Annotated in this window: 18 protein-coding genes and 1 riboswitch; of the genes, 13 read left to right on the top strand and 5 right to left on the bottom strand. The window is 39.4% G+C overall.

The window, feature by feature from the left end:
• The first annotated feature begins 530 nt into the window (after positions 1 to 530).
• The gene (gene recQ / locus H4J41_RS02535; protein ID WP_182136401.1) at positions 531 to 2,327 is read left to right on the top strand and encodes a DNA helicase RecQ; all 1,797 of its coding nucleotides are present in this window, start codon (positions 531 to 533) and stop codon (positions 2,325 to 2,327) included.
• 336 nt (positions 2,328 to 2,663) lie between these two features.
• Here recQ and H4J41_RS17785 read toward each other — a convergent pair whose 3' ends face one another.
• The gene (locus H4J41_RS17785) at positions 2,664 to 2,810 is read right to left on the bottom strand and encodes a phage integrase N-terminal SAM-like domain-containing protein (RefSeq protein ID WP_404842442.1); all 147 of its coding nucleotides are present in this window, start codon (positions 2,808 to 2,810) and stop codon (positions 2,664 to 2,666) included.
• Positions 2,811 to 3,531: 721 nt separating this feature from the next.
• Here H4J41_RS17785 and H4J41_RS17705 point away from each other — a divergent pair.
• Entirely contained in the window at positions 3,532 to 4,029 is a 498-nt protein-coding gene (locus H4J41_RS17705; protein ID WP_182136400.1) for a type II secretion system protein, read from the top strand.
• 912 nt (positions 4,030 to 4,941) lie between these two features.
• On the opposite strand, the gene H4J41_RS02520 is transcribed toward H4J41_RS17705, so the two are convergent.
• Entirely contained in the window at positions 4,942 to 6,126 is a 1,185-nt protein-coding gene (locus H4J41_RS02520) for an acetyl-CoA C-acyltransferase (RefSeq protein WP_182136399.1), read from the bottom strand.
• A gap of 384 nt (positions 6,127 to 6,510) precedes the next feature.
• Here H4J41_RS02520 and H4J41_RS02515 point away from each other — a divergent pair, with 384 nt between their 5' ends.
• The 10 genes from H4J41_RS02515 (at position 6,511) to H4J41_RS02470 (ending at position 17,967) form a co-directional block, all read left to right on the top strand.
• Complete coding sequence (locus H4J41_RS02515; protein ID WP_182136398.1) at positions 6,511 to 6,903, top strand: MerR family DNA-binding transcriptional regulator; 393 nt, start codon at positions 6,511 to 6,513, stop codon at positions 6,901 to 6,903.
• Between the two features lie 118 nt (positions 6,904 to 7,021).
• Positions 7,022 to 8,191: an isovaleryl-CoA dehydrogenase gene (locus H4J41_RS02510; RefSeq protein WP_182136397.1), complete on the top strand. Its 1,170-nt coding sequence runs from the start codon at positions 7,022 to 7,024 to the stop codon at positions 8,189 to 8,191.
• Between the two features lie 270 nt (positions 8,192 to 8,461).
• Positions 8,462 to 10,069 (top strand): carboxyl transferase domain-containing protein, encoded by a 1,608-nt coding sequence (locus tag H4J41_RS02505; RefSeq protein ID WP_182136396.1) that lies wholly within the window; start codon positions 8,462 to 8,464, stop codon positions 10,067 to 10,069.
• A 10-nt stretch (positions 10,070 to 10,079) separates the two neighbouring features.
• Positions 10,080 to 10,928 carry an enoyl-CoA hydratase/isomerase family protein gene (locus H4J41_RS02500; RefSeq protein ID WP_182136395.1) on the top strand — a complete coding sequence of 283 codons (849 nt, stop codon included), beginning with the start codon at positions 10,080 to 10,082 and terminating at the stop codon, positions 10,926 to 10,928.
• 5 nt (positions 10,929 to 10,933) lie between these two features.
• Positions 10,934 to 12,946: an acetyl/propionyl/methylcrotonyl-CoA carboxylase subunit alpha gene (locus tag H4J41_RS02495; protein ID WP_182136394.1), complete on the top strand. Its 2,013-nt coding sequence runs from the start codon at positions 10,934 to 10,936 to the stop codon at positions 12,944 to 12,946.
• Positions 12,946 to 13,863 (top strand): hydroxymethylglutaryl-CoA lyase, encoded by a 918-nt coding sequence (locus H4J41_RS02490; protein ID WP_182136393.1) that lies wholly within the window; start codon positions 12,946 to 12,948, stop codon positions 13,861 to 13,863. The genes H4J41_RS02495 and H4J41_RS02490 overlap by 1 nt, the downstream gene beginning before the upstream one ends.
• Positions 13,864 to 13,986: 123 nt before the next feature.
• Complete coding sequence (locus tag H4J41_RS02485) at positions 13,987 to 14,694, top strand: CoA transferase subunit A (RefSeq protein WP_182136392.1); 708 nt, start codon at positions 13,987 to 13,989, stop codon at positions 14,692 to 14,694.
• Between the two features lie 23 nt (positions 14,695 to 14,717).
• Complete coding sequence (locus H4J41_RS02480; RefSeq protein WP_182136391.1) at positions 14,718 to 15,374, top strand: 3-oxoacid CoA-transferase subunit B; 657 nt, start codon at positions 14,718 to 14,720, stop codon at positions 15,372 to 15,374.
• A gap of 656 nt (positions 15,375 to 16,030) precedes the next feature.
• Positions 16,031 to 16,123: riboswitch (cyclic di-GMP riboswitch) on the top strand.
• A 107-nt stretch (positions 16,124 to 16,230) separates the two neighbouring features.
• A complete protein-coding gene (locus H4J41_RS02475; RefSeq protein ID WP_259363218.1) occupies positions 16,231 to 16,548 on the top strand; it encodes a DUF3718 domain-containing protein in 318 nt (105 codons plus the stop codon).
• Positions 16,549 to 16,815: 267 nt separating this feature from the next.
• Positions 16,816 to 17,967 carry a patatin-like phospholipase family protein gene (locus H4J41_RS02470; RefSeq protein WP_182136390.1) on the top strand — a complete coding sequence of 384 codons (1,152 nt, stop codon included), beginning with the start codon at positions 16,816 to 16,818 and terminating at the stop codon, positions 17,965 to 17,967.
• A gap of 66 nt (positions 17,968 to 18,033) precedes the next feature.
• On the opposite strand, the gene H4J41_RS02465 is transcribed toward H4J41_RS02470, so the two are convergent.
• Positions 18,034 to 20,001 carry a cation:proton antiporter gene (locus tag H4J41_RS02465; protein WP_310649802.1) on the bottom strand — a complete coding sequence of 656 codons (1,968 nt, stop codon included), beginning with the start codon at positions 19,999 to 20,001 and terminating at the stop codon, positions 18,034 to 18,036.
• A gap of 448 nt (positions 20,002 to 20,449) precedes the next feature.
• Between H4J41_RS02465 and H4J41_RS02460 the strand changes: the two genes are divergently transcribed.
• Entirely contained in the window at positions 20,450 to 21,346 is an 897-nt protein-coding gene (locus H4J41_RS02460; RefSeq protein ID WP_182136389.1) for a GGDEF domain-containing protein, read from the top strand.
• Between the two features lie 114 nt (positions 21,347 to 21,460).
• Here H4J41_RS02460 and H4J41_RS02455 read toward each other — a convergent pair whose 3' ends face one another.
• Positions 21,461 to 22,102, bottom strand: coding sequence for a hypothetical protein (locus H4J41_RS02455; RefSeq protein WP_182136388.1), 642 nt, complete (start codon positions 22,100 to 22,102; stop codon positions 21,461 to 21,463).
• A 39-nt stretch (positions 22,103 to 22,141) separates the two neighbouring features.
• Positions 22,142 to 23,491 carry a DEAD/DEAH box helicase gene (locus H4J41_RS02450; protein WP_182136387.1) on the bottom strand — a complete coding sequence of 450 codons (1,350 nt, stop codon included), beginning with the start codon at positions 23,489 to 23,491 and terminating at the stop codon, positions 22,142 to 22,144.
• Positions 23,492 to 23,579: the final 88 nt, after the last annotated feature.

The following is a 23,579-nucleotide window of genomic DNA, read 5'->3' as shown; positions in this document are numbered from 1 at the left end:
TTTAATATTAACTAAGCTCAAACCTAAATGCAAATGATAACGCTTATTATTTGTATTTATATTTATTATAAAAAGTAATGTCTGTTTATGGCTCTCGCCTTCAGGTGATTTTCATGGTTAAAAAGCGATACAACCAGAATAATTAACATAAAATCAAGATTATAAGAAAAGTGTTCATCGAACGGCGGTTAACAAAAGTGGGATAATATAACGAAAATATATTTTAAAGCTCGTTGAAACACCTTTACATGATAAAAATATGGCGCTAGTTAAGCATAAATGCCCGCTATTACGATCAGTCGCCAACGTCGACTTGCCTTGTGTTCATTTATGTCGCCATTAATGCTATCTTCACCGAATGCTCGACCCTCAAAAGAATCGGTGTTGACGAATAAAGGCTCATACATCAATGTAAAGTGAATTAGATTTTGGGGCTGTTTATGGGTAAATTTTTAGTCTGGGTGGTTTATAACCGCTGCACTTAAAAATATGCTGACTTAATATGATCTAGTTTTATCAAGGAACTTAATTTGGATATCAACACGGCAAAATCAGTTTTACAAAGCACCTTTGGATACGCTGATTTTCGCCATCAACAAGCAAATATCATTAGTGAATTAATCAGTGGCACTGATGTGTTCACCCTGATGCCAACGGGTGGCGGTAAATCATTATGTTATCAAATACCGGCGATAGTTTTAGATGGTGTTGGTATCGTGGTATCGCCACTGATCGCTTTAATGAAAGATCAAGTCGATGCCTTAAAGCTGCAAGGGGTAAAAGCTGAATTCTTAAATTCATCACAAGATTATGAAGAACAAAGGCGCGTAGAGCAGCTGATAATGTCAGGTAATATCGACTTATTATATGTTGCGCCTGAAAGATTATTAGGTGACTATTTTCTTAGCCTTATTGATAAAGTCACTATTGCATTATTTGCCTTTGATGAGGCTCATTGTGTTTCGCAATGGGGCCATGATTTTAGACCTGAATATCAAAAACTTTCCATCATAGCTCATCGATACCCCAACACGCCTAAAATTGCCTTAACCGCTACCGCTGATATGAAAACCCGAGAGGAAATCGTTCAGGTTTTAAATTTAACCGGTGCTAAAACTTTTATACACAGTTTCGACCGACCCAATATTCAATATAGGATCAGTGAACAGAAAAATAGCAAAGAAAAGCTGCTGCAGTTTATTAATGCCGAACATACCAATGATGCCGGTATTGTTTATTGTCTGTCGAGAAAGTCGGTAGAAACAACCGCCCAGTGGTTATCTGAACAAGGCAAAGTTGCCTTGCCCTATCATGCCGGTTTAGCCAGTTATATTAAAGATAATAACCAACAACGGTTCCTGAGAGAAGACGGTATTATTATTGTCGCCACCATTGCTTTTGGTATGGGCATTGACAAGCCCGACGTACGATTTGTGGCGCATTTAAATTTACCTAAAAGTATCGAGGCCTATTATCAAGAAACCGGACGTGCCGGTCGAGATGGACTGCCAGCTAACACTTGGTTAGCTTATGGTATGCAAGATGTGATTAAACTGAAACAAATGGCCAGCCAAAGTGACGGCAATGAACAGTTTAAATATCTCACACAGCGTAAGATAGATGCCTTACTGGGTTATTGTGAAGTTAGCTCATGCCGCAGACAAGTGCTGTTAAATTATTTTGGTGAAACATTAGCAGAACCTTGCGGTAATTGTGATAATTGTTTGAATCCTCCTCTGACTTGGGATGGCACAAGTGCCGCCAGAAAAGCGCTATCTACGGTTTATAGAACAGGCCAAAGGTTTGGCGTTGGCCATCAAATTGATGTACTTACCGGTAAAAAGACACCAAAAATAACCAGCCTTAACCACGATAAACTCTCAACTTATAATATTGGCAGTGAACTTATCGCAAATGAATGGCAGACGGTATTTAGGCAGCTGATTTCAATGGGCTATTTAGCCGTTGAAATGGATTATGGCGTGTTAAAATTAACCGAAAAAGCGCGGCCTTTATTAAAAGGGGAATGTACAATACAACTTAAGGTACAAAAGAGTACAAAATCCAAGCAAACGCAAAAATCAAAACCCGCTATTGAGAATGATTTAACAACAGAAGAACAAGCTAACTTTGAAAAGCTTAGGCAACAAAGAGCCTTGTGGGCTAAAGAAAGAGGCGTACCATCATTTGTTATTTTTCACGACGCTAGCTTGATGGATATCGCACGAAGAAATCCCAAAAATTCAAATCAACTATTAGAGATTAATGGCATAGGTAAAACAAAGCTTGAGCTTTATGGCGAACAAATTATTGCGCTATTAAACTAGGTAATATCTAGGTAATATCTAGGTAATATAATAAGTATTAAAAACATATTGCTAATGTGGCACAGTCAGCGTTTGAACTGATAAATGTAATAGTAAGCTTTACCTAACCTGACAATATTAAGTTAAGACCTAACTGGGCGTGTGAAAAATCAGCTATTTTAGCTACATAGTCGTTTGAAACATAAAGAGTTAGGCTTTTTATTTTACAATAACTTAGCTGATTTGAGCGCATGTCATACAAAGTAAAAAAACTGCCCCCTCCCATCATTTAATATATAAATAATAAACCAAATTTGACGCTAACACCTGAGGCTTAAAGGCAAGGCTTAAGTTATTTCAAAGATAACTAAGAAACTGTTCAACTGCTTTTTCATCGCAGTGGTTTGAATGAGTTTTTCCAATAAAAATGATATAGGCTTTCATCCAGTATAAATAACAATCAATAGTGCGTTTAGCGTCATGTTCACATAATTGCTTTGATATGTGAGAAAAATACAGATTTCAAAGTTATTCAACTTTAACCTCAAACATGCGCTGTATATAAAAAAAGCTTAACTGCATGTCCCCTTTTGTGTTTTAAGCGGAGTTTAATCAGCCTTTCTACATCGCTATCTTCAATAAGTCATTCAATAAATAATTCAATAAATAATTCAACAAGTAAAATTAACGTGTTGAATGTTAATATTAAGTTATGTATATTGACGAAAAGTTACAAAAAAGCATTAGCGTCTTGAAGGTTAAGTTACACATATTAGCTTCTAAGAGCCGTGTTTTTCAAATAGGTTTGGTGGATTACATCTCATTTTTCGTCTGGGAGGGGGTTGGTTAAAGTCGCTAATATCTTTTGTTTTAACAGTATTACTTTGTTGGTATGAATTACCTATTAATGCTAAAAATTTTCTTATTAGCAAGAGAGTTAAACAAACCTAAAGCAGCTCAAAATTGGGATAGACATAATAGTTTTAAATCTAACAGGTATTGGCTAATTCACTTGTCTTATGTAACTTTAAGTATTGCTGTTTTATCTACGATTATATATCTATTGCTAAATATAATCCTTATATAACAAGACATTAAATTATAAAACAAACTGTTTTCTGTTTTCGGCCCTCAACATTTTAGCAAACTATTTTTTGCCTCTTAGTCAGGCGTTAACTTTTCTCATTTTCGAGATAAACATTAATATTTTAAAGGGATTTTAAGTTTGTATAAGCAAAAAGGCTTTACGTTAATTGAGTTGGTAGTCGTTATCGTTATTTTGGGTATATTGGCCGCTACAGCAGTGCCTAAGTTTATTGATTTAACTGAGGATGCCGATGAAGCTGTATTTTTAGGTATTTCAGCTGCTTTTAAAAGTGGTGTAAACCAAGTACATATTGCTTGGTTAATACGAGGAAAAAATCAGGCTGTACAAGATTTTATAGCGATTTCAGATCCCCTCGCAGGAGGAGATTTAAGTGTAAATAGTTATGGTTACCCTGCTGATACAAGAGGTGTTAGTTTAACATTAAACAGTGAAAATGATTGTTTGGATGTATGGCGAGCAGTGCTAGATTCACCAGATGCTCTAGTGTTAGGTAACGACTCTAGTGACTTTGAAGCAACACATGATAATGGAAGTTGTACTTATACTTATAACAAGCAAGACACTCTTACCGTTAACTATGATTCTAACAGTGGTGAAGTAACGATAATAAATTAAAGCAGGTTAAAAGCTATTCAAGTATGACAATGTACATGGAGGTACGGTGAATAAATTTAATTGTCCATATTGTAATGAGAAATCGGTTAGTTTTTTTAGAAAGTTAGCCCTAAGTCCTATAGTTAGTCATAACTGTAATAATTGTAATGAGCCTATCTGTGTGCCTTTTAAAGCCCTATTATTAATACTGCCATCATTACTAATAATTCTAATTCTCCCCACTTTTATCGACCATTACACTGTTGTTATAGGTTTATTTATATTCGACTTGATTTTAACTTCATATTTTTACAACAAATATGTGCCCTTAATAAAAGCAAAATAGATAACTACTTAAAACGGAAAAATATAGTTGACTGGACTTCCAAGATTTCGCTTTGCTATTTTAGCTCTCTAATGGGATGCTAGTTACAATGATATAAAAGGAATTAGTGTGAACAAAATATATAGGTTTATAATTCTTGCAGTACTAATAACGGCTGCGCTTAGCTCTTATAGTTATGGCAGCTCAACAGGTATATTTTTATTTATCATGCTCGGTTTTGTGTTCGAGGGCTTGTTTTGGTTTGGTCTCCTTGGCAAAAAAAATCACGTAATGTAATTAACACTAACAACAGCTTCAAACGTAAAATGAACTTAAGAGGTTAAAAATATCATTAACTTTTTAACTTATTCAATATTTGCTGTAAGCCAGCCGAGCCATCAGCGCAAGCTGTTTGTGTAAAATCTAGCAGTTCAGACGATTAGATATCTTTTATTTAAATTATAAATCAAACGCTTACCAAATTAAACATCAGTTAAGTAAGTGTTTGTTTTTATTTAAAATGCTTTGACTATATTGCAGCTAATAGCGTTTAGTACCCTAAGATCAAAAAAACCCACAAATAAGTGGGTTTTCAATTTAAGTAATGGTTACATCATTTCAATAGCAATCGCAGTTGCTTCACCGCCACCGATACATAATGAAGCAATACCTTTACTTAAGCCTCTGTTTTTCAAGGCATGGATTAATGTCACCATAATACGTGCACCACTGGCGCCTAACGGGTGACCTAATGCACACGCGCCGCCGTTAACATTAACTTTTTCAACATCTAAGTCTAGGGCTTTAATGCCTAGCATAGTCACCATAGCAAAGGCTTCGTTAATTTCAAACAAGTCAACATCTGCTGCTGTCCAGTGAGCTTTAGCTAGAACTTTTTGCATCGCACCTACTGGCGCAACGGTAAATTCTGCTGGCTTTTGTGCGTTCGTCGCGTGAGCAACTATCTTACACAAAGGCGTTAAGCCACGTTTTTGTGCTTCTGATAACTTCATCATCACTAATGCCGCCGCGCCATCAGAAATAGAGCTTGAGTTAGCAGCAGTAATGGTACCGTCTTTTTTAAAGGCGGGACGTAAGCTAGGAATTTTATCTGGACGAGCATTACCTGGTTGTTCATCAATATCAAATACTGAATCACCGCGGCGCGATTTAATCGTCACTGGCGATATTTCATTAACAAATGCACCATCGGCAATTGCCGCATTAGCACGTGCTAATGAACGAATAGCATAGGCGTCCATATCTTCACGGGTAAAGGCAGATTCATCAGCCGTTGCTTGTGCGAAACAACCCATGGCAATACCGTCGTAGGCATTTTCTAAACCGTCGGTCATCATGTGATCAAGTACTAGGCCTTGACCCATTTTAATCCCAGTTCTGCCTTTAGGTAATAAATGTGGTGCGTTGGTCATGCTTTCCATGCCACCAGCAACGGCAACATCAATAGAACCAGCTAATAGAGCGTCATGTGCTTGCATAGCCGCTTTCATACCTGAGCCACAAACTTTATTGATAGTGGTACAGGCGGTTGATAAAGCTAAATCAGCTTCTAAAGCAGCTTGTCTTGCGGGAGCTTGTTTTAAGCCCGCAGGTAATACACAACCCATGATCACTTCATCAACTTGATCATTAGATAGATTAGCGGCCGCCATAGCACCACGAATGGCAGTTGCACCTAAAGTGGTAGCACTAACGGCTGATAAACCGCCCATAAAACCACCCATAGGGGTACGTTTTGCAGCAACGATAACGATTGGATCTTGAGTAGACATAGGGTTCTCCGATAAAGTGTTGTTTAGCATTTGTTCGACATTTGTTGGTTAGATAGTTTTTCAATAATCAATAAGAATTACAAATTAGGTTAACGTAAATTTAGTTTTACACAAACGTACTCTTTATACTTTTTAATATAATAACGCTAGTATTTACAAAGTTTGTCATCGTTATTTAAAGCAAAATCATGTGCTCAATTATGCTTTAAATAACACCATTGACTTAAACCGCGGACTTAAACCGCACACGGCTATTATCTCTTATGTAAAAGCACTTCAGTTAGCTAACTTTACACTCGCACTTTACGTTAACGTAAACTTATTGTAAAGTATCCCATAAATAAAAAGCGCGTTAACTTAGAGCAACAAGAATGAGTAACCATAATGAGCGATAAGAACCCAATCACCTTCTCTATCGGCGAGTTAGCAAGAGAGTTTGATATTACCACCCGCAGTATTCGTTTTTACGAAGACCAAGGCCTGATACTACCAAATCGCAAAGGACAAACAAGAATATATAACCAGAGAGATAGAGTTAGACTAAGGTTAATTCTACGTGGTAAACGTTTAGGTTTTTCATTAGCAGAAACGGGTCGCTTGTTTGAACTTTACGATGCTGACACTTCAAGTGCAACGCAATTAATACAAATCATGGAATTAATTTCCAACAAAAAGAATGACTTAAATCAGCAATTAGAAGATATTAAAGCGGTGTTGATTGAATTAACTGGTTTAGAAAAAAATTGCCAAAATACCTTGGCGCTTATCGAAAAATAACCGTTAGTCAGTCAATAAGCAGCAATAGATAAAAGCGCTAAGTCGCGTAACAAATAAAGTAAAAGTTAACGTAATAATAAAAGCGTTAACACGACAAACCATTATTAAGGGTACTACTATGATTTCTACTTTCTCATCAATGAATTTTAACCTAGGTGAAACTGTTGACATGATCCGCACCACGGTGAACGCTTTTTCTCGTGATGAAATTGCCCCTCGTGCGGCACAGGTCGATAAAGATAACGAATTCCCCATGGACTTATGGCGCAAATTTGGCGACCTAGGTTTGTTAGGCATGACAGTAGATGAGCAATACGGTGGTTCTGGTTTAGGTTACTTAGCACACATGGTGGCTATGCAAGAAATCTCTCGTGCTTCTGCCTCTGTAGGCCTAAGTTATGGCGCCATGTCTAACCTTTGTTTAAACCAATTAAACAAAAATGGTAGCCATGAACAAAAAGAAAAATATTTACCTAAACTGTGTTCAGGTGAACATATTGGTGCTTTAGCAATGTCAGAGCCAAACGCTGGTTCTGATGTAGTCAGTATGAAACTTACCGCCAAAAAACAAGGCGATAAATACATTCTTAATGGCAACAAAATGTGGATTACTAACGGTCCTGATGCCAATGTTTTTATTATCTATGCAAAAACTGATACCAGTGCCGGCTCTAAAGGTATTACTGCCTTTATCGTTGAACGTGACTATCCGGGTTTTTCACGTCATCAAAAACTAGATAAATTAGGTATGCGCGGCTCTAATACCTGTGAATTAGTCTTCCAAGATTGTGAAGTGCCGGCTGAAAATATTTTAGGCGGCGAAGGCAAAGGCGTTCGGGTATTAATGTCAGGCTTAGATTATGAACGCATCGTACTAACTGGCGGCCCGCTAGGTATTATGGACGCTTGTATGGACTTAGTTGTGCCTTACATTCATGACAGAAAGCAATTTGGTCAAGCCATTGGTGAATTTCAATTAATTCAAGGCAAAATTGCCGACATGTACACCCAAATGAATGCGGCTAAATCTTATGCTTATTTATGTGCAATGGCAGCCGATCGCGGTGAAACAACCCGTAAAGATGCCGCGGGTGTTATTTTATATTCTGCCGAACTGGCCACAAAAATGGCTTTAGACGCCATTCAATTACTTGGCGGTAACGGTTACATTAATGAATTCCCTGCTGGGCGTTTGTTGCGTGATGCTAAGTTATATGAAATTGGCGCTGGCACCTCAGAAATTCGCCGTATGCTAATTGGCCGCGAACTGTTTAACGAATCAGTTTAACGCTGGTTTTGGCTTTTTCGTTGCTAATGACGCGACTTCTACCTAAAAACACCCAGATAGGCAACTATGCTAGGTGTTTTTATTGAACTCGCGCTATTAGCTTCGAGCTTAGTCCAAGGCTCAAAAAAAAGCACAAGCTATAAAATACTTCAGTGACTATTGCTATTGAATACTCATCACTCATTAAGCACAGATTTAATATTAGTGAATCGAAAACAATATCAATATGCGCTGACCAAGCAAGAGTTCAACAAAACATAAGGTTATACCGTGGCTAAGATAATATCAAAAATTAATCCCCGCAGCCCTGACTTCATCGAAAATGCTGCCCATATGCAACTACAAGTCGATGATTTAAAAGTTAAGTTAGAAGAAATAAAACTCGGTGGTGGTGAACGCAGTCGAGAACGTCATTTATCACGTGGTAAATTATTACCTAGAGATCGAGTTTATGCCCTACTCGACCCCGGCTCTGCATTTCTTGAATTATCACAATTAGCCGCCTTTAAAGTTTATGACGATAACGTTCCCGCTGCAGGTATCATCACAGGCATTGGCCGTGTGGGTGGTCAAGAATGTCTTATTATTGCCAATGACGCGACCGTAAAGGGTGGTACTTATTTCCCGTTAACGGTGAAAAAGCATTTACGCGCCCAAGCTATCGCGCAAGAAAACAACTTACCTTGTATCTATTTAGTCGATTCAGGTGGTGCTAACTTACCGAATCAAGATGACGTTTTCCCCGATAAAGAACATTTTGGCCGTATTTTCTTTAACCAAGCCAATATGTCAGCGCAAAGCATTCCACAAATAGCAGTAGTGATGGGTTCATGTACCGCCGGTGGTGCTTATGTTCCAGCTATGGCTGACGAATCTATTATCGTAAAAGAACAAGGCACTATCTTCCTTGCAGGCCCGCCCTTAGTTAAAGCAGCTACGGGTGAAGTAGTCAGTGCTGAAGATTTAGGTGGCGCTGATGTGCATTGTCGTACCTCAGGTGTTGCCGATCACTATGCGCAAAATGATCACCATGCTTTAGAAATTGCTCGCAGCGCTATTGGTAATTTAAATCGGGTTAAACCCGTACAAATGGCCATTAAAGAAGTTGTTGAACCGGCTTATGCCACAGAAGAAGTTTATGGCATTGTACCCAAAGATTCTCGTCAGCCTTATGATGTGCGTGAAATTATCGCCCGTGTGGTTGACGGCAGTGAATTTGATGAATTTAAAGCGCTTTATGGCACCACCTTAGTTTGTGGCTTTGCCCGTATTTATGGTTACCAAGTCGGCATTATTGCCAATAACGGCATTTTGTTTGGCGAATCGGCACAAAAAGGCGCGCACTTTATAGAACTGTGTGCTCAACGAAAAATTCCCTTAGTATTTTTACAAAACATTACTGGTTTCATGGTCGGTCAGCAATATGAAGCCGGCGGTATCGCTAAACATGGCGCAAAAATGGTTACCGCGGTTGCAACCGCACAAGTGCCTAAATTTACCATTTTAATTGGTGGTAGTTTCGGTGCAGGTAACTATGGCATGTGCGGCCGTGCTTACGATCCACGCTTTCTATTTATGTGGCCAAACTCGCGTATTTCAGTGATGGGTGGCGAACAAGCGGCTGGCGTATTAGCCCAAGTTAAACGTGATCAAAAAGACCTTCGTGGTGAACAATGGAGCGCAGAAGAAGAAGCAAACTTCAAGCAACCCATTATTGATAATTACGAACATCAAGGTCATCCATATTATGCCTCAGCGCGTTTATGGGACGATGGCGTGATTGACCCTGCCGATACGCGTCAGGTGCTTGGTTTAGCTATTTCAGCGTCACTTAATAAACCTATAAAAGAGACCAAATTTGGTCTGTTTAGAATGTAGGGGTGAATTGATGATGCTTTCATATAACCAAATAAAAAGTCCTAGTGAACAGGTATTGTTCGATGTTGACAGCCGCGGCGTAGCAACGGTTACCTTAAATAATCCTGAAAAGCATAATGCCTTTGATGACAGTATTATTTTTGCACTAAATCACCTATTTCAGGCCATAGCACAATGCCATGACATTAATGTCATGGTGTTAGCGTCAAGCGGAAAAAACTTTTCTGCTGGCGCTGATTTAGCTTGGATGCAGCGAATGGCATCTTACTCTTATGAAGAGAATTTATCGGACGCTAACGCCCTAGCCCAAATGTTGAAAAACCTTAATTTCTTGCCACAGCCTACCATTGCTAAAGTGCAAGGTGCTGCCTTTGGCGGCGCTGTTGGGCTAGCAAGCTGTTGCGATATTGTCCTTGCCAGCGACAAAGCCAGCTTTTGTTTAAGTGAAGTAAAGTTAGGCCTAATTCCTGCCACCATTAGCCCTTATGTGGTTAACGCAATCGGCCAAAAAGCCAGCAGACGTTATTTTCAAACTGCTGAGCGATTTTTTGCTGACAAAGCACAGCAACTTGGTTTAGTCGATGAAATATACCCGTTAACCGTATTAGATAGCGCAGTTACTGAAATGGTAAACACACTATTAGCCAATGGGCCATTAGCCGTGCGACAAGCAAAGCAGCTAGCCTTTGATGTAGCTTACCAAGACATTGACGAAGCACTGATTAAAAACACCTGTGAGCGTATTGCAGCCATTCGTGTTTCCGCAGAAGGTCAAGAAGGCCTAACGGCATTTTTTGAAAAGCGCCAACCTGCTTGGCAAGCCGAGTCAAAAACATCAACAAATAAAGGCGAAGGATAAAATTTATGTTTACTAAAATACTAATTGCCAACCGTGGTGAAATCGCCTGTCGTGTTATTAAAACCGCACGCAAAATGGGTATATTAACAGTCGCGGTTTATTCTGATGCTGATGCTGACTCATTACACGTCAATATGGCCGATGAAGCGATCCATATTGGTGGCTCACCTTCACGCGAAAGTTACTTATTATCAGAGAAAGTAATTGAAGCCGCGAAACGTACCGGCGCGCAAGCTATTCATCCAGGTTACGGCTTTCTTTCTGAAAATGCTGAGTTTTGTCGCATGTGTAGCAAAGAAGGTATTACTTTTATTGGCCCACCGGTTGCTGCTATTGAAGCCATGGGGTCAAAGTCTGCCGCTAAAAATATTATGGAAAAGGCCCAAGTGCCTTTAGTGCCAGGTTATCACGGAGATGACCAATCGGAGGCCGTGATCAAAAAAGCCGCTGATGATATGGGCTATCCGGTATTACTCAAAGCTACCGCTGGCGGCGGTGGTAAAGGTATGCGCCAAGTTTGGCATGAAAATGAGTTTGCTGAAGGATTTGCCGCTGCTAAACGCGAAGCAAAATCATCTTTTGGTGATGATAGAATGTTGGTTGAAAAGTACTTAACTCAACCTCGCCATGTTGAAATTCAAGTGTTTTGTGATAATCACCAAAACGCGGTTTATCTTTTTGAGCGCGACTGTTCAGTACAGCGTCGTCATCAAAAAGTAATTGAAGAAGCGCCGGCCTTTAGTATGAGCGAAGAGCTACGTACCCAAATGGGTGAGTCGGCTATAAAATCAGCACAAGCTATTGGTTATCAAGGTGCCGGTACGGTTGAATTTTTACTTGATGTTGATGGTTCATTTTACTTTATGGAAATGAATACTCGCTTACAAGTCGAGCACCCAGTGACTGAACTAATTACTGGTCAAGATCTAGTAGAATGGCAATTACGTGTTGCGGCAGGTGAAATATTACCTAAAGCTCAACACGAACTGAAAATTAACGGCCATGCTTTTGAAGCCCGAATTTACGCTGAAGATCCCAACAATGACTTTTTACCTGCCACTGGCAAGTTAGACTTTTTACAACCGCCCGTTGAAAGTGAATTTGTTCGTGTTGATACCGGTGTACGCCAAGGGGATGAAGTGAGCGTGTTTTACGATCCTATGATTGCAAAATTAATTGTTTGGGATGAAAGCCGTGAAAAAGCCTTACAGCGTCTAGCGAAAGCCTTGTCGGAGTATCGTATAAGTGGTGTGACAACCAATATCGATTTTCTTTATAACTTAGCCACTTGTGCGCCATTTGTTAATGCGGATATCGACACCAGTTTTATTGAAAAAAACCAAGCAATAATATTTCATGACAACGAACAATCCCTTGCTGGAGAACTGCCAATGGCGGCACTTTATTTAGTGTTGTCACAAGCACAGCAAGCACAAGCAAAGGCCGCAAAAACCAACGACCCATTCTCACCTTGGAATATGACGAATGCTTGGCGCTTAAATGAAGCGAATATTCATCACATAGTATTGGCTCATAATGGCACAGAATACCCGATTATAGTCGAGCAAAAGCGTCAAGGTAGTGGTAGTTATTACTTAATCTCAGTTGATGGCCAAACCGTTGACTGTCAAGGTCGTATTGAAAACGAAACGTTATACGCCAGTATTGACGGCTACCGCAGTCATGCAACCATTGCAAAAAATGCTAACCAAATTAGCCTTTTCCATCAAAATGGTGTGTTTAATTTTATTCATATATTGCCAGACTGTGGCGATAATAGTGCTGATGATAACCATGGTGGCTTAGTTGCGCCCATGAACGGCACCATGGTGTCCGTATTAATAAAAGCCGGTGATAACGTAGTTGCAAATCAACCCTTGATGATTATGGAGGCAATGAAGATGGAACATACCATTCGCGCGCCAAGTAATGGTGTTGTAGATGCTCTATATTATAAAGATGGTGATATGGTTGACGGTGGTGCTGAATTAATCGCCTTTACCGCAGAGGAAGCATAATGACCGATATTGCTCAATTTTCATTACCGAACTCAGTAAAAATAGTTGAAGTTGGGCCACGCGATGGTCTACAAAATGAAAAGCTACAGATTAGCGCAGAAGATAAAATAGCGTTAATTGAAAAGTTAGCCGACGCCGGTGTCAGCTACATTGAAAGCGGCAGTTTTGTCTCACCTAAATGGGTGCCACAAATGGCCACTTCTAGTGATGTTTTCAAAGGTATTAAGCGCAAAAGCGGTGTTACATACGCCGCATTAACGCCAAATATGAAAGGCTTTGAAGCAGCAATGGCGGTGAATGCCAATGAAGTCGCTATTTTTGGCGCGGCATCAGAAGCCTTTAGTCAGAAAAATATTAATTGCTCGATTGATGAAAGTTTGCAACGTTTTGAATCCATTATGCAAGCGGCAAAAGCCGCTAACATTCGTGTGCGTGGCTATGTTTCTTGTGTCGTTGGCTGTCCTTACGATGGTGATGTTGCAGCAGAAAAAGTAGCAGAAGTTGCAGAGAAGCTATATAAAATGGGCTGTTACGAAATATCACTTGGCGACACCATTGGTGTTGGTACGCCAGCCAGTGTCCAAAAAATGTTACAGGCTGTTAGTGCTAAAGTCCCCATTGATAAGTTGGCTGTGCACTTTCATGATACCTATGGACAGGCTTTGACCAACATTTACGCGGCGCTTGCTATGGGCGTAAAGGTAGTCGATAGTGCTATTGCAGGTCTTGGTGGTTGCCCATATGCTAAGGGTGCATCAGGCAATGTCGCCACTGAAGACGTGTTATATATGCTCAATGGCTTAGGTATAAAAACTAATATTGATTTTGACAAATTACTGGCTGCAGGATGGTTTATTAGCGACAAATTAGGCAAGGCGCCGTTATCAAAAGTCTCGATAGCCTATCGTGCAAAATAATCTAAAATATAGACTAAAATATAGACTAAAAAGTTAACTAAAAAATTACCTGGCGTTGATTGTGAGCATTACCTACATCAGCGAATAAAATATAAATTAAACATTAATATTGAGGAGCAAATAATGGCAGGATTTGACAAAGTAGTGTCAAGCTATGAAGAAGCAATGGCCGGTCTTGAAGACAATATGACCGTAATTGCTGGTGGTTTTGGTTTATGTGGTATTCCTGAAAATTTAATACGCGAAATTCAGCGTAAAGGTACTAAAGGCTTAACCCTAGTTTCAAATAACTGCGGCGTAGACGATTTTGGTCTTGGCATTTTACTGCCTGACCGTCAAATCAAAAAAATCATCGCCTCTTACGTAGGTGAAAATGCTGAGTTCGAACGTCAGATGATGAGCGGTGAGCTCGAAGTTGAATTGACACCACAAGGCACCTTAGCAGAAAAAATGCGTGCTGGTGGTGCTGGTATTCCGGCTTTCTTTACGGCGACAGGCTATGGCACACCAGTAGCCGAAGGCAAAGAAGAACGTGAATTTGACGGGCGGCATTACATTTTAGAACCGGCAATTAAAGGCGATTTCGCTATTGTAAAAGCGTGGAAAGCCGATCGTTATGGCAACTTAGTGTTTAGAAAAACCGCGCGTAACTTCAATCCTATGGCGGCAACCGCAGGCAAAATAACCGTAGTAGAAGTAGAAGAGATTGTGGAGCCAGGCGAACTAGACCCTGATCACATTCATACGCCGGGCATTTATGTTAATCGCTTAATCTTAGGTACATTCGAAAAACGCATTGAACAGCGCACTGTTCGTAGCGACTCAGAATAATCAGTGTTAGTAAGGAGTAATTTATGGCTTTAACAAGAGAACAACTAGCACAGCGGGTAGCACAAGAATTACAAGACGGTTACTACGTTAACTTAGGTATAGGTATTCCAACCTTAGTGGCAAACTATATTCCCGAAGGGATCGAAGTCATGCTGCAGTCTGAAAACGGCTTACTAGGCATGGGACAATTTCCCACCGAAGCAGAAATTGACGCCGATCTGATCAATGCAGGTAAACAAACAGTGACGATGGCAAAAGGCGCATCAATTTTTGATTCAGCAGAATCATTTGCCATGATCAGAGGCGGTCACGTTGATTTAACCGTTTTAGGCGCCTTTGAGGTGGATGTAAATGGTAATATTGCCTCTTACATGATCCCTGGTAAGTTAATTAAAGGTATGGGCGGTGCGATGGATTTAGTCGCCGGTGCAGACAATATTATTGTGACCATGACCCATGCCTCTAAACATGGTGTGTCTAAGTTGTTAAGTAATTGTACGCTGCCGTTAACCGGTAAAGGCTGTATTAAAAGGGTATTAACTGATCTGGCTTTTATTGAAATAAAAAATGGTAAGTTTTACTTATTAGAGCGTGCACCTGGCGTGTCAGTCGCAGAAATAATATCATTAACTGAAGGTGAACTTGTTGTTGAAGGCGACGTGCCTGAGATGCAATTATAAAGTGATAACCTGCAGTTGATAATTAATAAAAACATATAAAATAAGGGGCTACGGTCCCTTTTTGTATTCAGTTTGGCGTTATAATTCGCCGAAGTCCCATCATAGTCATCGCTTATATTGATCTATGAAAAATATTAATATTTAATTAGTTATCACGATTTAAGCTAAAAATGCATTTCACCTGTTGCATTAATTAACTGGTCTTCTCTATACGAAGATCAAAAAGCGAAATACAAGACATTTGTTTGATAACTAGTCGCTCTAATTATTAAGTAAATAACGCAGTAGAGGGGTGTTTTAACTTGGTAAATAATCAGAAAATTAGTGAGATTGCTATTACCGCCATGCTTCTAACTTGCTCCCCTCTCCACAAAATTCACCAGGTTTAGTAATACAACTTCATACTGCCAAACCGCCCCTAAATATCAACCGTCAAGCAAGGTATTAGTTGTACACAATAGCTACTGTGGATAACGTCTAGAACCTTTGAATTAACGCCCTACATTTCTATAAAAACATCTTCAAAATCAATAACGTTATAGGTAAAGCTTATAAAATCGCCATTTGTAAAATAATTAAGTCAACTAGGTGTTAAATACCAATAAGTTGTAACCCTTGGGTTGCAATTAACTACGACTTTAGTGATAATTACACTAACAAAGAAAAGGCAAAACACGCGAAAACGTGTTACGCAAAACCACCGGTCTAAGGATAGTACTATCTTTATCTATGACAGCGGAGTCACCGTGTTATTAGGTACATCCTGTGGTTTTTTCTTTTATTAACTCTATTTGTATTATAAAAGGTTATTAAAGTGAAAAAATTATTACTAGTTACTACCATTACTGCTTTAACAATGACGTCTATTGTATCAACGCCAAAAGCGCAAGCTGCTGACATTGCACTAAGTATATGTGAGTATGTTGCTGCAGACGACAAAAGACGTATGCGTTCATTCTTAAAGGCGAATAGATTAAGAATTCGTGATATTTTTTCAGATATTAAGTGTAATGGTCAAAACTTGTTAGAATTTGCTGCTACCAGGGGTTCAGTTGAGATAGGCTCTTTGATGATTGGAAAATTACCAAGAGACGTTGTTTCTGAAAATCTACCCCTTATTCAACATGGGTCGCAACCATTAATCGACGCTGCAAACGAACGTGTTGGTGGTTAGTGGTTTATTTTTCTGTAGACGTTTAACTCAAACTGATAACCATTGAATTAAGTACATGAAAAATTTTTTATTTCAATGACTACAAGTTCAATGGCTATCAGTTCAATGTTTTACTAGTCAATAATTCTTGTGTCATTAAAAGGCTAGCATTTGCTGGCCTTTTTTCTATTAACCTGAACTGGCAAGCAAATATTATTCATTTCAACTAGCCACCCTATAGAAAACTGATTAAAATCACGCTCGACTTTAATAACATCGGTTTAATTAATGACGAATAAACGTAGCTACATCAACAGTAATAACGCTTTAGTATTAACCGGTGGAGGCGCACGTGCCGCCTATCAGGTCGGTGTTTTGTCTGCGATAGCTAAATTTATGCCACGCAATCATGGTGTGCCTTTTCCAATTATTTGTGGTACGTCAGCAGGTGCTATCAACTCAACCGCATTAGCTTGTTATGCCTCCTGTTTTCAATTGGCGGTCAAAAAATTGGAGTGGGTCTGGAAAAATCTCGATCCTGAAAGAATTTATCATACCGATCCCCTACGTGTGTTTAGTCACTTAATCGGTGGGGTTTTAGGTAACTTTCAGGCAGATTATGCCAATAAAAGTGCCCGAAGCTTATTAAACAACGCGCCGCTTAGACAACTGCTTGAAACCGTAGTAGATTTTAGCCGAATAGATACCAATATTAGACGCGGTTATCTCTCCGCAGTATCGGTGACAGCATCAAGTTATTCCAGCGGTGACTCGATTAGTTTTTTTCAATCAGAAGCGTCTATTTCGCCTTGGTTTAGAGCAAAGCGACGGGGCGAGCCTACGCAATTAAACAGCCAACATTTAATGGCATCAGCGGCCATTCCGTTAGTTTTTCCGTCAGAAAGAATACAACGCCATCATTTAGGCGATGGTTCAGTTCACCAGTTGTCTCCGTTAAGTCCTGCCATCCACTTAGGAGCAGAAAAAATATTTATTGTTGGTGTCGAGCAACCAAAAGAGCCGCTTCATGCGGTTGAAAATAACCCACATCCACCAACAACAGCGGCAATCGCAAGTCACTTACTTGATTCTGTTTTTTCAGATACCCTGCAAAGTGATATTGAACGCATGGAGAGGGTTAACAACACCTTATCGCTAATTCCAGATGCAAAGAAAAAAAACATTTCCGGTTTAAAAAACATTGAATCCTATCTGCTTAACCCTAGTCATAACTTTAACAATATTGCGGTGAAATATTACGATAAACTGCCTTTGTCGATTCGACTATTATTACGCAGCATGGGGGTTAGCAATGACGCGGAATCTAGCTTAGTCAGCTACTTATTGTTTGAAAAAAACTATTGTAAGGAGTTAATAAACCTCGGCTTTAATGACGCACTTGAGCAAGAAACTAAAATTCGCCAATTTCTTGATATCTAAGCCATGTTAATTAAAAAGCCTTAAACAAGCTTTTTGCTTTAACAACTGATACTACCGTCAAATAAGCTAATGCCCTTCTTGGACAAAACGTTCAGCTCGCTCTACCCGTCTGGGTTTGCCACGCACAATTAAGGTATCTTGTGATTGTAATATCGTGTCAACGTCAGGCTCTTCGCTTTCAATGTTATTGCGACGTAATGCGACCACAATAACACGGCGATCACCTAGTTTTAATGAAGCAATTGAACGGCCATTAGCAAAAGAATCATCGGCTAATATAATCGCATGCGCAAATTCAATACGGTCAATACTATCAGGGCTCATATCAGTATGTTCGCCTTGAAAGAAGCCATGTAAATGATTGTAGTGGTTCTTACGCTCTTTTTGCACACGGCGAACAATGCGAGAAAAAGGCACGCCTGATAATGACAAAACTTGAGACACTAGCATTAAACTGCCTTCTAGGCTCTCTGGAACCACTTCATTTGCACCCGCCGCATGTAATTCGTCTAACTGATCGTCGTTGCGGGTACGCACTAAAATAGGCACGTTAGGGGATAAAGAACGTACTTTTTGAATAACATCAAGTGATTGTTTATCTTCACCAAAGGCGATAACAACCAGCTTAGCTTTTGATAACTGTGCAGCATGCAACAATTCAGCCTGCCTAGAAGAGCCAAAAAGCACGTTTTCACCCGCCTCTCTTGCTTTACTTGTCCGTAAGGGGTCAATATCAATAGCGACAAAGTCGATCGACTCTTGTTTTAAGAAGCGACTAACGGTTTGTCCAATACGGCCAAAGCCGCAAATAATAACATGATCACTGAGTGTGGTACTTTGAGGTAATTCTTCTAACACTTGGCTGTCCAGTGGCTTTTCACGGCTCAACCAAAGTGCCCAGCCGCGCGCATGACTGATCATATAAGGCGTTATTGCCATACTTAGCACACCCGTACCCAGTAAGATGGATGCCGTGGTTTCAGGTAACACTTCAACTTGGCTAGCTAAAGCAATTAAAACAAAACCAAACTCACCCATTTGCGCCAACATAATACCGGCAGCCCAAGCATCTTTAGAAGACTCTCCAGCCCGTTTTGCTAGTAAAACAATCACCAACACTTTAATCGCCATAAAGCAGACTAACAGCGAAATAATGATCAAAGGAGAGGAAAAAACAACATTGATATTAAGCTTCATGCCAACTGTGACAAAAAACAAACCCAGTAAAATATCACGATAGGGTCTAATGTCAGCTTCAAGCTGATGTTTATATTGGCTCTCTCCTAACATCATACCCGCTAAAAAGGCTCCTAACGCCATCGAAAGGCCAAACCACTGCGTTAATGCTGATGCGACTAAGGTCACCAGTAATGTGGTTAATACAAATAATTCATCAGTTCTAACTTGAGCAACTAAATTGAATAATCTAGGTAATATCCATTTACCAGCGAATAATAATAGTGAAACAACAAATACCCCTTTAACTAGTGCAAATAATAGCGCCATAATAAAAGAAGAATCGCCGCCTTGGGCTAATAAAGGGATAATAATTAACAATGGCACTACCGCAACATCTTGAAACAACAGCACTGCCACAGATAATTGTCCTGACTTTTTCTTCATACCACCGCTTTCACTTAACTGGCGAATAACAATAGCAGTAGAAGAAAGTGCTAATATACCGCCTATGGTTATTGCCGCATCAATGCTTTGCCCTAGAAACATCGCCACCAACATAAATAACACCAGTGAAATAATCACTTGTAAGCTACCCACAGTAACCACCAGATGCCGCATAGAAACTAATTTAGGTAATGAAAATTCAAGCCCAAGGGTGAACAGTAGAAATACAATACCGAGTTCAGCAAAATGTTCATAATTAACATGTTCTTGAGCGATAGCTAAGCCATGGTCACCCACCAACACACCTGCCACTAAATACGCCAAAATCGCTGGCAATTGCAAGCGTCGAAAAAGCCAAACAATTAAAACGGCACTGGACAATATAGCGAGTAATTCAAAGTGACCTGTCACATGTATTCCTTCGAAGGTGATGAAACTGAAAATTGCAGAATTGTACTGGTTGAAATTATAATTAATACCCATGACATTATTGGTATATTCACCAGCACATTCAAATGAGGCTGCTATGAAACGCAAAATAGAACAAATTGAAAGCGTTTACATCGTATTTGCCTGCTAAGTGTAGCCTTGTGCAGGCTGTTTTGTCTAAAGTATTTTATTATATTTTTATAAAAAAACGCTTAAAAACGGTTACTTAACTTAATATTTAATTTTGTTTTTTCGTTAAAATTGCATCAACTAGCTATAGCTATAAACGACGTAAATTGATAATTCCCATTAAAACCTCATTAAAATATCCATAAAAAATTTGTTAATTTAAATAGTAGGTATGATTTTTGCTTTAAAATAGTTACGGATATGAAAATAAAGTTTAACGTCAAAATTTACAAGGAAAACTATGGCTACAGTTAATGTTGTTGATCACCCTAACTCTAAATTTAATGCCTTCACATTATTTCAACAAAGTGAACAACAGAGCCAACGTAATTTAGCCTTGCTTAAGCAATTACAAACCACGTTAGATGTAAAAGAACTTATCAATATTTTTGCAGTTGAAGTGGCAAAGTACCTTGATTTTACAGGTGTTTATTTTAAACACCCTGATATAAATGCGACAGCCAAGGACAGTCGGCAGGCTAAAGCAGAACGTCAGTTTGAGTTAAAACTCAATGGTCAATTTTTTGGCATAATTACTTATGCAGTTAACATTCCCATCAGTATGACTAATGATAAAGTCTTGACTGAACTGCATGAGTTATTAATCAACCCTTTAAATAATGCCGTGCAATATCACCAAGCAATGCAATTAGCGATGCAAGATAGCTTAACCCAATTAGGCAACCGACGTAGTTTTGACGAACAAATTAAACGCGCCATGGCCCAATCCACTCGCCAACAGACGCTAGTTGGCTTAATTTTTTGTGATTTAAACAAGTTTAAAGCCGTTAACGACTCTTTTGGTCACGCTATGGGCGATAACGTCTTAATACATTTTGCCAAGGCATTACGACAAAGTGTTCGAGATACTGACTATGTTTTCCGCTTTGGTGGTGATGAATTCGCGATTATCGTCACTGATGCGACCAAACCATCGTTAACCGTCATCGAGCAAAGAATTTACCACACAATGTCGCAAGATATATTATTAGCAAAGTATCATGTAACCTGTAGCTTAGGCTTAGCTTTTATGAACAGAGCTGACGATGTTTCCAGTTTTTTTCTCCGTGCGGATCAGGCGCTATATTCACAAAAAATGAATCTGCCACAAAAATTTAGTCTCGCTTTCAAAGGCTAATCTAAGTATTTTAATCGCTCGGCTTAAAGTGGAAAGGTTGAGGTTGAGGGTTTAACTGATACTCACTATAAACTCAGTACTACCTGAGTAGTAATAGTAATAGTAATAAAACTATTAACTAAATTCACGTAACGCAAGTGACTTTTCATTGGGTGTTGCACCCACATATAAGCGGCAAAACCTTACCGCTTTAGCAAAACTTTTTGGGCCAACTTTTGCTATTACTCGGCGTAAGAACGCTAAATCAAGTGCAAAGTTAACACTATAATGTTCCATCGCCTGATCGATACTCGGATAACTCACACCATCAAAACAAAACGCTAGGTCTACATCTTCGTTAACCATTTCAATGCCATTAAGCACTAACGGCCAGCCATAAAAATTCACTCTGTCTCTTGCTACTTCATACATAAACCAAGCGCTTTTTTGAAATCCTGCAAAGCTGCCCTCTTCAAAACCAGCATTCGCTAATTCGTTTTGTGTCCAATTAAGGCCAATGGCAAGGTCTTTACGATATTTTTGAATTAAATACTCTTTGACAATTTTTTCAACTTGCCAAATGCTGCGCACTTCGGCTTGGTTGGCCGCACGCGCGCATTCTGCACAACTAGGTAAGGTCAATGGCTCATGCGAGCAGTCAAAAACTAAATGCTCTGAATGAGGAAAAGTGAAAGAATGCCCTGCTGGTTCAGCACAAAACCAGCAGTGATGTCGATAGTTAAAAGGTACGTCAATATCAGTGTTATCAAACTGCATAAATACTAACCTGCGTTATGAGCAAAGCACTTAAAAAGACTATTTACGTCTTTTATTTGCTGTTTTACTTACTGGAGCATTTTTTTGAGTTTTAGTTTTCTCTTTTGCTCTGCGCTTAGCTGCTGGTGTGGCTTCAGCCTTTTTACGCGCCAGTAATTGATTCTTATCTTGTGTAGCTTTATAGCGGCTTTTCTTTAATGGCGCGTCTTCTTTGGCGTCATAATGTGCAGGTAAAGGTCGGTCTAATTCATAACCCGGTACAACAATACGCTCAAATTTACGCTCAATTAAGGCTTCAATATTATCAAGAAACTGCTCATCTTTAGGGCTAACTAATGAGATAGCCGTACCTGATTTACCTGCTCGGCCTGTGCGACCAATACGATGTACATAATCTTCAGGCAAGAAAGGTAAATGATAGTTAACCACATAAGGTAAATTAGCAATATCAAGGCCACGCGCAGCAACATCAGTAGCGACTAAAACCCGAACACTGCCATCAACAAATTGCTCTAGTGCTTTATTACGCGCACCTTGAGTTTTATCACCATGACATAAAGCGGTTTTTATACCGTCAAGTTTCAACTCATTCGCTAAAATATTGGCACTTTCTTTAGTACCAGCAAAAACTAACACTTGCTGCCAATTATTAACCCCAATAAGCTCCGACAAAAGCTCAGCTTTACGGGTTTCAGAAACCCAATAAACCGATTGCTTTACTTTACCTGAGGTAGAGTTTTGACGTGCTACTTCAATGGTTTTTGGTGTTTTCAGAATTTTCTTTGCTAACGTTTTAACTTTATTTGAAAATGTCGCAGAAAACATCAAGGTTTGATGTTTTGCCTTGATCATTGCCACAATACGTTCTATGTCGTTATAAAAACCCATATCAAGCATACGGTCTGCTTCATCAAGCACAAGAAACTGCACTTGAGATAAATCTAAGTTGCGCTGTTCAAGATGCTCAATTAAACGTCCTGGTGTTGCCACTAATACATCGACACCCGTTTTAAGCATTTTAGTTTGTGGTGGCATATTAACACCACCAAAAACGACACCCGAGCGCAAGGGTAAAAACTCACCATAGGTTTTTACATTTTTTGAAATCTGCGCCGCTAACTCACGTGTTGGCGTTAAAATGAGTGCCTTAACAGTCGTTGTGGTGTCAAATCCATCCACATTAGGCTTCACTTTTTTCGCTAAACTATCAAGAATAGGCAAAGTAAAAGCCGCTGTTTTCCCGGTCCCTGTTTGAGCACTGGCTAAAACATCAACACCGGTACGAATAACAGGAATAGCTTGTTGTTGAATCGGCGTTAAATTTTTATAACCGCATGCTTTTACCGCTTTTAGTAAATTAGCCGATAAACCTATTGCATCCACACTCATCACATCACCATTTCTGTATTATCGTAAAAACGCACCTGCCTTAAAGCAGTACGCCAAAATATTAAGTCGCGCAGTATAGCAGCTTTAT

It is taken from the genome of Colwellia sp. MB3u-45 (genome assembly GCF_014077005.1).
Taxonomy (GTDB): Bacteria; Pseudomonadota; Gammaproteobacteria; order Enterobacterales; family Alteromonadaceae; genus Cognaticolwellia.
The sequence above is the reverse complement of the archived record's forward strand: the minus strand, read 5'-3'. Positions and strand labels throughout refer to the sequence as shown.